Origin of the sequence: Planococcus salinus (assembly GCF_003719725.1) — a bacterium.
Taxonomy (GTDB): domain Bacteria; phylum Bacillota; class Bacilli; order Bacillales_A; family Planococcaceae; genus Planococcus; species Planococcus salinus.
In genome coordinates this window covers 90,264-102,889 of the sequence record NZ_RIAX01000005.1, presented here as the reverse complement: position 1 = coordinate 102,889, position 12,626 = coordinate 90,264, and the positions used below count along the sequence as shown (strand labels likewise).

Annotated in this window: 12 protein-coding genes; 10 read left to right on the top strand and 2 right to left on the bottom strand. The window is 44.7% G+C overall.

Annotated features, from left to right (window positions below):
- Nucleotides 1-11: 11 nt before the first annotated feature.
- Entirely contained in the window at nt 12-317 is a 306-nt protein-coding gene (locus tag EEX84_RS08710; RefSeq protein WP_123165246.1) for a hypothetical protein, read from the top strand.
- A 93-nt stretch (nt 318-410) separates the two neighbouring features.
- On the opposite strand, the gene EEX84_RS08705 is transcribed toward EEX84_RS08710, so the two are convergent.
- Nucleotides 411-1,166, bottom strand: coding sequence for a hypothetical protein (locus tag EEX84_RS08705; RefSeq protein ID WP_123165245.1), 756 nt, complete (start codon nt 1,164-1,166; stop codon nt 411-413).
- 217 nt (nt 1,167-1,383) lie between these two features.
- On the opposite strand from EEX84_RS08705, the gene EEX84_RS08700 reads away from it, so the two are divergent.
- The 8 genes from EEX84_RS08700 (at nt 1,384) to EEX84_RS08665 (ending at nt 10,448) form a co-directional block, all read left to right on the top strand.
- On the top strand, nt 1,384-1,632 hold the full coding sequence (locus EEX84_RS08700; RefSeq protein WP_123165244.1) for a helix-turn-helix domain-containing protein: 249 nt from the start codon (nt 1,384-1,386) through the stop codon (nt 1,630-1,632).
- A gap of 284 nt (nt 1,633-1,916) precedes the next feature.
- A complete protein-coding gene (locus tag EEX84_RS08695; protein ID WP_123165243.1) occupies nt 1,917-3,722 on the top strand; it encodes a CocE/NonD family hydrolase in 1,806 nt (601 codons plus the stop codon).
- A gap of 644 nt (nt 3,723-4,366) precedes the next feature.
- The gene (locus tag EEX84_RS08685; RefSeq protein ID WP_123165241.1) at nt 4,367-5,377 is read left to right on the top strand and encodes a LacI family DNA-binding transcriptional regulator; all 1,011 of its coding nucleotides are present in this window, start codon (nt 4,367-4,369) and stop codon (nt 5,375-5,377) included.
- Nucleotides 5,378-5,434: 57 nt separating this feature from the next.
- Entirely contained in the window at nt 5,435-5,935 is a 501-nt protein-coding gene (locus tag EEX84_RS08680; RefSeq protein ID WP_123165240.1) for a hypothetical protein, read from the top strand.
- Nucleotides 5,936-6,048: 113 nt separating this feature from the next.
- Nucleotides 6,049-7,554 carry a sodium:solute symporter family protein gene (locus tag EEX84_RS08675; protein ID WP_123165239.1) on the top strand — a complete coding sequence of 502 codons (1,506 nt, stop codon included), beginning with the start codon at nt 6,049-6,051 and terminating at the stop codon, nt 7,552-7,554.
- Nucleotides 7,555-7,577: 23 nt separating this feature from the next.
- Nucleotides 7,578-8,750 (top strand): iron-containing alcohol dehydrogenase, encoded by a 1,173-nt coding sequence (locus EEX84_RS08670; RefSeq protein ID WP_123165238.1) that lies wholly within the window; start codon nt 7,578-7,580, stop codon nt 8,748-8,750.
- 323 nt (nt 8,751-9,073) lie between these two features.
- Nucleotides 9,074-9,241, top strand: a complete 168-nt coding sequence (locus EEX84_RS16585; RefSeq protein WP_192892939.1) for a glycine zipper domain-containing protein — start codon at nt 9,074-9,076, stop codon at nt 9,239-9,241.
- A 214-nt stretch (nt 9,242-9,455) separates the two neighbouring features.
- A complete protein-coding gene (locus tag EEX84_RS08665) occupies nt 9,456-10,448 on the top strand; it encodes a GNAT family N-acetyltransferase (RefSeq protein ID WP_158599100.1) in 993 nt (330 codons plus the stop codon).
- A 109-nt stretch (nt 10,449-10,557) separates the two neighbouring features.
- On the opposite strand, the gene EEX84_RS08660 is transcribed toward EEX84_RS08665, so the two are convergent.
- Nucleotides 10,558-11,283, bottom strand: a complete 726-nt coding sequence (locus EEX84_RS08660; RefSeq protein WP_123165236.1) for an MBL fold metallo-hydrolase — start codon at nt 11,281-11,283, stop codon at nt 10,558-10,560.
- A 274-nt stretch (nt 11,284-11,557) separates the two neighbouring features.
- On the opposite strand from EEX84_RS08660, the gene EEX84_RS08655 reads away from it, so the two are divergent.
- Nucleotides 11,558-12,550, top strand: coding sequence for a GNAT family N-acetyltransferase (locus tag EEX84_RS08655; protein ID WP_123165235.1), 993 nt, complete (start codon nt 11,558-11,560; stop codon nt 12,548-12,550).
- Nucleotides 12,551-12,626 lie beyond the last annotated feature (76 nt).

The following is a 12,626-nucleotide window of genomic DNA, read 5'->3' as shown; positions in this document are numbered from 1 at the left end:
GAGTTTTCTTGATGGCTATACATGAACTGAAAGGCGTTGAAATGGGCCAGAGCGGCGAGTCAATCGATTTTGTCAGTGGCGTGCTGCTCGAAAGTGAACTGGACGGCAACAAGCATTACGACCTGACCTTGAAAAATGTGGTGCAATACGATCTGTTTTATGATTACCAACAGAAAGAAGAACTTGTGGAAGTGAAAATCACGACGATTAATGACCAGACAGCCAAGGCACAGATGGAAGTGCGGACCGTCAACAAACGGGATCCCGATGACAATGTAATCGAACTGGTCACCACAAATCCGATTGAACTCTCGTGAAATCGGCTTGAAAGCAGAATAAGAAAAGGCCATTCTAGGAAAAACCCGCATCCGTTGACTCGGATGCGGGTTTTTAGCTATACTGCCGTTCTGTCATTTTTCCATCAGCATACTTTTTTCTTCCACTCTTCTGCGCTTAAGTGCTCTGTCGTTCCAAGCTTCCCAGGCAAAAGGAAAGTCGGTCTGCCAGTCTCCTGAAAAAGATAACGGCATCAATTCATCCGTCGATTCGATAAACGCAATTCGCTGTTCTTCATTCAGCAACTTACCATCTTTCCGGTAAAGCAGACAAGCAGTGAAATCAATGGGGACCAATTGTTTCTGAAAGTGATTGAGCCAGACGTTGAGCGCGGAATCGTCATGATGCGAAAACGGGATGTCCAGTAAACGGGTTTTCCCTTTTTCGGTATACAAAATGAACAGCACAGGTGCTGTTCCGGTAAGGGCCCGGCTAACTTTGTGACTGGTAAAGACCTGACGGATGAAGTAAGGAGCGGCAACAACAGTGATGACAGAAGTTAACGGAATTTTCCGTTTCACAGGCTCCGTGCTGTGTGCAGTGGTCCATTCCGTGGTTTCAATCATATGGGCAAATAAGTGGTAAGTGGACAGATGGCGGTTCTGCCAAAACAGCTTCCTGATCATCCTTATGATGTGCCGGTTTATCCAAAATCCGAGCGGAATAAAAACCAGCAGCAGCAACAGCCAGGCTGACCGATACCGTATGTATAAAAAAGCGGGGGCAATGACCAGCGCACAGCCGGCCACCAGGGCAGCCAAACAAAAGATACACCACAATGACTTTGTTTTCGGTTGAATATATGTATGGATAAGCCGCTTATTGCTCATAAGTACCTCCTGGAAATATTCTCTAATAATAAGTACGCTTAAAGGAATAAATAGTTTCATCTTTTGGGAATCTTCTGGAACTTTGTCAGGAAGTTTCAATTCCGATGAACAGGGAAAAGACAGGGAAACACGGTCGCCAACAAAAGCACACTCATATGGCTGGTCAGAAAAGAAAAAAACCGGACCAACCAATAGAAAATAAATAGGAGGAATTGAGATGACCACATTTTTAGAAAATGATAGACAACTGATTACGGAAGAGCGGGTGAACCAGTTAAGGAAGGATGAAAACCTGGGTGTCCAACTCCGCTCCCGCCGAGTGGATATGGGTATGTCTGTAGAAAATCTAGCGGTCAAAACAGGGTTGCCGACTTTGACGGTGGACAAAATCGAAAGAGGGGTCAATCATCCTTCAGCAGATACGCTGGCTTTACTTGCGCAGGCTTTGAATATGGATGTGTTGTAATTCGTTAAAAAGAAAAAGCCGTTACTGGATTTAGAAATTTCCAGTAACGGCTTTTTTTGTTTGTTAACCACTATAAAGAAAAAGCTAACAGTACAATAGAAAAATAAGGAGGGAGTGCCCAGCGAGAACAGTACCTTTTTATCATTTATTGGTAATAGAATTGACATAAAAATAGAAAACGCTTACATTAAATTTGTGTTCACAGAATATTCAAAAAAATAGGAGGTGGATTCGAAAAAGTATGGAACAGGGGGATCACTTTAAAAAGGAAGAAGGCTGATGGAATGTTCGAAAAACGCTTTTTAGCCATGCTGTTAAGTGTCGGACTCGGTGTATCGCTTTTATTCACAGGAGTGGCTCCTGCCACCACATCCGCAGATAATGCGGCGGTTACAGAGCAAGTTGAAACTTCGGCCGTTGGGTATGGTACAGAAGACAGGGACTGGGTAACGGAAACGGAAACTCTGACCCCTGAACGGTATGAAGTCGCAGTAGAAGAAAACATAGAAATCACTGTGAGGGACGGCACGATCATCCGAGGGCGATTAATGCTGCCGGAAGGGCTTGAAGGACCTTATCCGACGATCGTTCAATTGAACGGCTATGGCCACGGGGAATATGGCAATTCGTTTGAAGGTTTACTGATCGATTTGGCGGAGCGGGGATATGCTGTGCTGCATGTCAGCTTGAGAGGCTCCGGCACTTCAGGCGGTGAAGCCGGATTATACAACTCTTTTGGTGAAGATGGCTACGATGTCATTGAATGGGCAGCAGATCAGGAATGGAGCAACGGCAATGTGGGGACCGCCGGACTTTCCCTGTTGGGAATCAGCCAATGGCTGGCAGCTAAAGAGTTGCCTCCAAGCCTGAAAGCGATCAGTCCAGTTGTGGCCTGTACGGATTGTTATGAATACTTATGGTATCCGGGAGGAATGGAAGCAGGACCTGGCCGTGTTGCGAGAGGATACGAATACGAAGTAGCCTCGGAACACCGTAATTTCGACGACTGGTGGCAGGAACGTTCCGTTTCACCGGAACAGCTGGAAGCCATAGTGGACCACGGCGTGGCTGCTCTTATTTCGGGTGGATGGAATGATTACATCTCTCCAGGAAACGTAAAAGCTTTTGAATTGTACAGTGCTGCAGGCGGCGACAGCAAACTGATCATGTATCCGGGAGCGCATGCGAATTTAACGGGCGTCCAGCCTTATGAGTTCGATGATTACCAGGCGATGTGGTTCGAACATTACTTAACGGATGAAGACAACGGAGTCGATGAAAGAGATCCGGTGCTTCTCTATGTGCAGGGAGCAGACCAATGGCGTTACGAAGAGTCGTGGCCGCTGCACGACACCAGTTATGTGGATTTGTATTTCAGCCATAAGTTCAGCAAGTCGATCGACAGCATCAACGGTGGAACATTCACCAATAAATCACCAAAGCGACAGGAATCTTTTGTCAGCTACAGTTACTCACCTGAAGACGGGCCTTTCCTGCCGTCATTGCTCAGTTCATCCGGACGGCTGCAGATCAATCAGCAGCCATATGAAAAAAATCATGTGACATGGACAACCGATTCCCTGACAGTACCAACTGAAGTGACGGGGAATATGTCGGTATCATTCTGGGCTGAAGCGGACGCAGAAGATGCAGACTTTGTCGTTCAAATTTCCGACGTGGCTCCGGACGGCACTTCCAAGCAGGTGACAGCGGGTTACTTGAATGCATCAAGAGCCGAATCCCGCACCACTCCGACTCCTTTGACACCGGGAGAAGTGGAACAGTATGAAATTGAGATCCTGCCGACTTCCTATGTCTTTGAAGAAGGGCACCGGATCCGCCTGACCATTGCGGGAGGCGCGAAGCCACTGGAAGATCAGGAAGCCCCGCAAGGTCCAGGGATCAATCCAACAGCTTCGACTGTGAAGATTTATCAGGATGTTCACCATCCTTCCCATCTGACTTTGCCGGTGATCGGCCAGGATTCCTTGAAAACAACAAGAGGCGATTTTCATGCAATGGAAAACTCATCTGAAGGAGACAGAGGAAAAGGAGAGGGAAAAGGCCGAGGAAAAGGAAATAGAAAATAAAATCGGTATATCTGTTATGGAATAATTGAAGCGAAGAAGCCGTAAATTTGATTTGCAGCTTCTGAGACTGTCGAGAAATCTCGTCAGTGATATTTCGCTCCAGGCGGACGCTTTCCGCGGGCACGGCCTCAGCCGCTTCGTCGCTGTCGCTCCTGCAGGGTCTTCGGCTCGTATTGTCCCCGCAGGAAAGGTGTTGGCCGAAAGTGATTCGGTCAATGCCTTTGCGACGAAGCAGCGGAGCGATGCAGGAGCACATGTTTGCCCTTCGCCGCCTTTCGCTTCATTCAGTTCCTATCCATGATTTTGAAGCGGTTGAAACAAGAAAGCGTGACATATCCATTGATTTTTTATTTAGGAAACATTTTTTAAGATATGGAGCAAAACAGCGGAGACTCCAGCGGGATAGCGAAGTGCTGAAATCCACTCGGGCGCCAAGCCCGAGTTAGTTCAGCGCAAGCCCGCAGGAAAGCGCAGCTGGTTTGCGGAATATCGGGTTGCTAAACATTTTCTCAACAAGCTGAGAAGCCGCAAATTTGATTTGCGGCTTCTTTTCGTTTCGTCAGTAAAGTAATATTTCAAAATATTCTTGACTATGAATACGCTTCCATTTATATTTTAAATAAGCTGAAAAAAGGGGGATAGCGATGGTTTCTTCCAAAGACGTGGCGAAACGAGCAGGTGTTTCCCAAACTACTGTTTCGAGGGTATTGAATACTCCTGAAAAAGTAACGGATAAAACGCTGGAAAAAGTCAATAAGGCGATGAAAGAGCTGGAGTATCGGCCCAATTTGATTGCCCGGTCATTAGTGAAAAAGAAAACGCATTCCATCGCTTTATTGTCGGGACCGCTGCACAATCCATTTTACGTGGAAACAACCATGTCTATCGTAAATTATGCCAAGGCCCATGGTTTTAATGTCAATGTCCACTTTGAGAGTAACACAGACCAACTGTCTGTTTATGAGGATGTTTTTAAACACCAGGTGGATGGGATCATCCTGTCCTCGATTTTGTATGAAGACCCTATTTACCAGGAGTTACAGCAATTGAATGTGCCATTTATTATGTTCAACCGGAAACACAAGGAAAAAGGCCATTATATTGAAATGGACAATGCAAAAGCCGGACGTTTGGCAACTGACCATTTGCTTGAGTTAAATCATCGGAACATTGCTTGGATTGGCGGGCCTTTAGTAACGTCCACATTTCTTGCGCGGTACACGGGGTACTGTGAAGCACTGGAAAATAAAGGTGTGCCGGTTCGTTCGGAAAACACTGTCATCACTGATACCGGTAAAGCAGCAGTTCTTGAAAAAACAAAAGAATTGATGGCCCGTAAAAACAAGCCGTCGGCCATTTTTGCGGCAACTGATTCCATCGCCATCTATATGATGGACTGGCTGTTAAAGAATGGATACAAAATCCCGGAAGACGTCAGTATTGTCAGTATGGACAATGTGGGGTGGAGCCACCATCACGCTTTCCAGCTTACTACCGTTGGGACAGTCGAACAAAAAAATCTGGGTGAAATCGCAATCGGCCATTTGATTGAGCTGATCCATCAAAAAGAAAGAGGAGAAAGTGGACCGTTTATCCAGCAAACATTGGAAACCCGTTTATTCAGGCGCCATACGACAAAACGAAAAGAATCGTGAAGGCTGGACACGAATGCATAACCATTCCACAGATAAACGATGTAGAGGAGGAACTTTGTGTATACCTTTCCATACGAAGAACAACAAAAAAATTTCCCCGGCTCCGTCCTGGTGTTTTATCCTTATCAGGTCAGCGAATGGATCATCGAATACAAACCGCTTCCTTTCACCAAACAACGTAAAGAAAGGAAGTTTTTGGTGTCAAACCTGACAAAGAAAGAAACCAGTTTTTTTGAAGTAGGGATGGATCACTTGATTCCTTTTAATAAGCAACCCTCTCATCTGGTTCTTCCGGAAAGATACGAAGAAGCTGAACGGGATGCTGTAGGTCAGGAATTTTTGAAAAACCATTATATGCATAGAAGAAAAGTATGGTCGTACCCGAAAATGGAAATGACCGGCTCTTTCTCCCTATATATTCCTTATTTTGTATACACCAAAACAATAAAGGGGGAAGAGAAAAAATTCATTTACGAACTTTTTACCGGCAACGAAGATGCGTTGGATAAGTACAAAGAGATTAAAAAGTTCCTACACGGACAGGAGGTGATCGCATGACCTTTTTGTACATCATGGCCGGTGTATTGTTGACGACTTGGGTTGGCATGGCGCTGGTATTGTTCAAGTCTAAATTACTCGATTAATAAAAACTGAAAAAAGGGGTTGGATATATGAGCAGTGTAGTAATGTATTCATGGATTTTTATGGTTATTTTTATCTTGTTGATGTTGTACCTCGGTTATGCAGGGATGAAGAAGACGCATTCGTCAGATGACTTTGCCACTGCACGATCCAGTTATGGCCCGATTACCATTGCACTTGTTATCAGTGCCGGGATTTCCAGTGGTTCAACTTTCATGGGGATGCCGGGGCTGGCTTATGACATTGGGGCGCCAAGTTTGTGGTATCCCTTGCTGTATCCGGTCGCCACTGTAATCGGGATGTTGTTTATCGCCAAAACCATTAAAATCTATGGTGATGAGTTCGGGACACGGACCATTCCGGACTTTATCGGTCAGCGCTACAACAGTGAATTTTTGCGCATCAGTTTGACCATCATTTCTGTTTTGCTGATCTTTTACGTAGTATCTCAGTTTGTGGCAGCGGCCACGATGTTCCAGACAATGATGGGAATTGACTATTCCATGGGATTGTTCATCACGGGTGTGGTACTGGCAATCTATGTATTTATGGGTGGATCCCACTCGGATATCATGACTGATGCCATTCAAGGCCTTTTGATGGTCATCACAGCATTGATTGTTGTATTCGTGTTCTTGACAAGTACAGGAGTCGCAGGTGGATTCAGCGATATGATCTCGTTGATCAATGAACGGAATCCGGGTGGCGGCTTTGATAATCTGTTCATACCAGGACATGATACATACGGTTCGTTCTGGCTTGTCGGCTTGTTGTTCATTGCCCACTTACCTTTCAGTATTCTGCCGCATTTGGGAAATAAATTCCTGGCGGTCAAATCAAACAAAGATATGAAGAAACTGATCATGTATTGTACTATTTTCGCCACGATTCTGCCTTTGATGGGATTGGGCGGTATGCTTGGAATCGCCGTACTCGACCCAGCGGTGGAAATGCGGGCTGACCAGATTATCCCGGTGTTGTTCCAGGAAATCTTCCCGCCGATTGTCGCTGCATTCCTGGCTGTCGCTGTGTTATCCGCGATCATGTCGACGTCTGATGGATTGATCGTTTCTTTGACCCAATTATTGGCAAACGATCTGTTCCGGATGACCATTGTGCCAAGACTGAAAATATCCAAACAAAAATCGGAAAAATACGAGTTGGCCATCAGCCGGTATTCCACATTTTTGGTCATTATCGTCGCTATCCTGATGGCATGGAACCCGCCGCAGTACCTGTCGATTTTCCTGTGGATTGGTATCGGAGGCATTGTGTCTGCGACGGCAGGACCACTCGTGGTCGGAGCTCTTTGGAGACGTGCCAACAAGCAAGGCGCTACTTGGTCATTGATCGCTGGAACTGTCGCTTACTGGGTTATTTACCTGCCATTCGGATTTGACGTCAGCAATCCGTTCGCTGCGGCAGGGCTCGGTGTATTGATCAGCATGTTTGTCATGATCGCCTATACATTGATCTTCACGGATCCAGTGTCAGCAGAAGAAGTGGACTTGAAAGAAAAAGTGACTGCCAATTAATCGAAGAAACGGAGTGTGAAAAAATGGGGCATTTTATATCTCCCAAAAAAATCTATCACGGCGAAGGATCTTTGAATATGCTGGAAACGATTCTGCAGGAGCTGCAGGTCCAAAAAGTGTTTCTCCTGTCAGATCCGATTTTAAAGGAATTGGGCGTTATTGAACCTTTGCTGAAGCAATTCGAAAAAGCGCAAGTGGAAGTGGACCTTTACACAGGAGTGGAACCCGAGCCTTCCGTTCAGGTGGGAAATGACATTCTGGAGAGAGTCCGGAAAAGCAAACCGGACCTTGTAGTCGGAGTGGGCGGCGGCAGTGCTATGGATTTGGCGAAAACCGCTGCCGCGCTGTACGACAATGAAGGACAAGTGGAAGATTACTTGAACCTGACGGGGCAAAAGAGCTTTGTCAGCAAAGGGCTGCCGAAAGTCCTTATTCCATCAACAGCAGGAACCGGAGCGGAAGTGACCAATATTGCCGCTTTTTCTCTGGAAGATTCAAAAGACGTGGTCACCCATGATTTTATGCTGGCAGACTTTGCCATCGTAGATCCGGTATTGACGTACACATCCCCTTCGAAAGTGACGGCGGCAAGCGGTATCGATGCCTTTACCCATGCGTTGGAAGCCTATACGTCCATCAACGCTACGCCGTTGACAGACGCGTTGGCCATCGATGCCATGACGCGCATTGTGGGCAGCATCCGGACGGCTGTGTGGAATGGACAGGATAAACAGGCCCGTGAAGAAATGGCGCTTGGCAGTCTGATTGCCGGCTTGAGCTTTTTCAACGCTGGAGCGGCAGGGGTTCATGCGCTGGCTTATCCAATCGGCGGTTTGTTCAAGATTCCTCATGGTGAATCCAATGCCGTGATGCTGCCGTACGTCTATGATTTCATTTTTCCGGCCTGCCTGGACAAAATGGTGAAAGTGGCTGAGATTTTCGGAATTTCGGCAGAGGGAAAAACCAAACGTCAAATGGCTCTGGAAGTTGTGCGAAGCATTCAGGAACTGGTGAAGGATGTGGGAGTTTCCGCAGAGCTGAGCGATTACGGCATTGCTGAAGACGACATCGAACGCTTGGCGGTCAACGGTGTCGAGCAAAAGCGTCTGCTCGGCCGGAGCCCGCGAAAGTTGGATTTGGATGCCATTCGCAGCATTTACACCAATGCCTATCATGGTGTATTGACCAGCAGTTAGCAGGCAAAAAGAGCATGGCCGATTAAACTGGCCATGCTCTTTTTTTCTTGGAGAATTAACACTATGATTTGTTTGAAAAGAGCCTGTTTTAACGGTTTCCACAGCCCATTGTCGTCAGTTGGTCGATTCATGGATAGAAATCGTGAAAAAGAATGCGGCATACGCATAAGTGAAAAGCGTACTAGGGAATCATACCTTCCTTGGTACGCTTTTCCCGTTTGTAAAAAGGAACCTCATATAACAGAAATGAAACTTTCCGCCTTCCGAGTCGTATAGAAGGATAACAGCTGGTGGAGAAGTTCCTTAAAGGAGGGTGGAAAACGATGTCCGAACAAACGAAAAAAGAATCGAATCTCATGTCTGGTGTGACGCTGGGGCTCATCTTAGGCGTCGCTATCGGAACGGCCATGGATCATCTCGCAATGGGCATTGCAGTCGGCCTGGCGATTGGCGGGGGAATCGGTTCAGTTAACAAGAAATCGGGAAAATGAATGGAAAATTTTAGCCGGAGTGCAGAAAAAGTGCTGTGCGGTACGGTACAAAAAATGATAAGTGGTGTTGTGCTCAATCTTCTTGAAACAGTTATTCTTCCGTTTAGAATAGCTGTTTTTTATTTACATAAATTAAATTTTTGGAATATTATTTAAATTTAGAATTATATCGGTTATAATGGTATAAAATCATGAATTGATGAGGAGAGAGAAAATGACGATGATTCCTGATATTTATTTTCTGCCGGAATGGGGAAAGTCATATGAAGCAAAAGAAAAAGACGGAGAGCTGAGGATATTTGAGTTTGAAAATGAACTGGGTCATGTTTTTTATCAGTTTATTATCAGACCGATTCCGCTTAGCTGTGGAAACACGACTTTTTACGATACCATTACTCCTTTCGGCTTTAGTGGTCCCATCATTTTGAGATGCAAAGAGGGCGAAAATGAAAAGTTGGCTGTTTTGTTCAATGAAGCGTTTCAAAAATACTGTGAAGAAAATAAGATCATTACAGAATATGTACGTTTTAACCCGTGGTTGAAGAACTTGCAGGATTTTAAAGAGATATACAGCTTGAGGAATAATGGAATTACCCAGTATATTGATTTAACTGTGGAAGACTACTTCATGGAAGAATTCTCTTCTGCTTCGCGTCGTCAAGTGAGAAGAGCGCAAAAAAATGATGTTGAAATTGAATTTGATTTTACGGGAACGAACGTAAAAGAATTTCATCGGTTATATGGTTTATTGGCAAAGAGGCGCAATATAGACAATGAATACTATCTGTTTTCAGAGGAATTTTTACAGGAATCTTTTGATTTATTGGAAGGAAAACAATTTATCATATTTGCCAAGCACGGCGGAAAATATACATCAGCGGCGTATATTCTGCACCATGGAGATTACATGCATTATCACTTAGCAGCAAACGACCCGGAGTATTTCCATTTAGCGGGGAACAGTCTGATTATATACGAAGCATGCCGGTGGGGAGTGGAACAAGGAAAAAAAGAACTGCATTTAGGCGGGACCAGCGGCGACGAACAACTTTACAGGTTCAAAAAAAATTTCACCCGAACGGAACCGTTGGATTTGCTGATGGGCAAGAAAGTCAGAAACAAAGAAGTCTATGAGATGCTGGTGGATTACAAACAAAAACAGAGTGGCATTCAAAACCCCGATTTCTTTCCTCTATACAGGGGCTGAAGATCATGGGACAATATGCCGGCGATAAAAATAGCCCTCCTTAGATGGTGCACCCCAAAAGTTAGAGTTCAAAACTAACTTTTGGGGTGTTTTTATCTGATCTCCGTAATTACTCCAACGTCTTCACCGATTCCAGTTTTTTCTCGCCTTTCCAAATAGCTTTGTCCATAGCTTCCAACGGGTCTGCCACCATTCTTCCGTGACCGACTGCCAGTAATTTCGGATGGAGATTGCGCAGTTTCACTGCGCTTTCCAGAGCCGATTGCTTGTTCCATGTGGCCAGTGCAGGAAACGGAAACAGCAGCTTCAATGTGCCGGATACTGCCATGCCGCCTCTCGTATGAAATGCATCTCCCGCAATCAGAAATTGGCTGTGTACATCATACAGTGAAATGGAACCGGGGGTATGTCCAGGGGTGAAGATGACTTCCAAAGAGCCGATGCGATCCCCTTCTTCGAGCAGAAAGTCCGGTTTTGTTTTGATCTTTTTAGGAACTCCTCCGCGAATCGGGGAGTCTGGCTCTCCCGGTTGAAGAGAAGCGTCTCCTTTTAACAGAAGAGAGTCCCGAGCTGATATGCTGACATTCAATCCGGGAATGGCAGCTTTTAAGTCGTCGAGTGCACCGATATGGTCACTGTGGGCATGGGTAAGGATCAAGTTGGTGATGGGCTTTCCGATTTTTGCAGCTGTTTGCAAAATCGCTTTTGTGCTGTAAGGCAATGCCGCATCAATCAGGACCAGTTCGTCTTTTCGTTCAAGCAGGTAGCAGCTTACAGGGAAAAAGCGGGGCATAAAAGTCAATTGATACAAGTCGCCGACTTTTTTAACGCGCATGCATTTCCATCTCCTTCAATTGGATTGTAATTTTATTATATAGCCGATTTTGTGATAAACATAGAAAATTATGAAAACTTTAAGCTGATACTGCTGGAAATCATGTTGATAATGGCTGAACGTCAGAAAAGAGAACAGTCATTGAAGAAGTCTGAAATTTCTAAAAAATTATATTGTTTAAAGTGACTTTTTCTTATATAGTAGTAATGAAAACCAAGTGATTTTCTCACTAAAGAAAGAAAATGCAGGCAAAACTCGTCAGGGGGGATAATGTATGGCAAATTTTCCTGATATTTATTTTTTACCGGAATGGGGCAAGTACTTTGAGAAAAAAGAAGTGGAAGGCGAACTGAGGATAGTTGAACTGGAAAATGAATGGGGGCACGTTTTTTACCAATTTATCGTAAGGCCCATTCCGCTGATTTCGGGACCTACCCTGTATTATGATACGATTACCCCTTTTGGATTCAGCGGACCAATTATCCTGAAATGCGAAAAAGGGAGAAACGAAGAACTGGCGGTTTTGTTTAATCAAAAATTTCAGGAATACTGTGAAGCTCATCATATTGTCACTGAATATGTACGATTCAATCCATGGTTAAAGAATTTAAATGATTTCAAGGGATTTTACAGTTTACGGAATAACGGAATCACCCAGTATATCGACTTAACCGTCAATGATTACTTTGCCGAAGAATTTTCTCCAAAGTCGAGAACGCAGGTGAGAAAAGCGCGGAAAAGCGGTGTGGAAATTGAACTCGACTTTACCGGTGCCCATACAAAGGAATTTTGCCGCTTATACGAGCTAATGGCAATAAAAAACAATGTAGAAAATGAGTACTATTTGTTTACGGAAGAATTTATACGCGACTCTTTCAAACTATTGGAGGGCAAACAATTTATCCTTTTTGCCAAATACCAAGGAAACTATATTTCAGCATCGTTGATTTTGCACCACGGAGATTATGTACATTACCATTTAACAGCAAACGATCCGGAGTATTTTCATTTGGCAGCAAACAGCCTAATCATAGATGAAGCATGCCGTTGGGGTGTGGAGCACGGAAAGAAACAATTGCATCTTGGGGGAACAAGCGGAGACGAGCAACTTTTCAGATTCAAAAAGAAATTCACTAAAACGGCTCCATTGGATTTATTGATGGGCAAAAAAATCAGGAATGAAGAAGTTTACAACATGCTGGTGGACTTTAAAAAAAGCAATGGCGGTATACAAAACATGGATTACTTCCCGTTATACAGAGGGTAGAAGGGTTCAATAGTATCAGCATAGGCAAAAGCCAAAATACCGTACCTTTCTTACTGAGAATGAAAGGTACGGTATT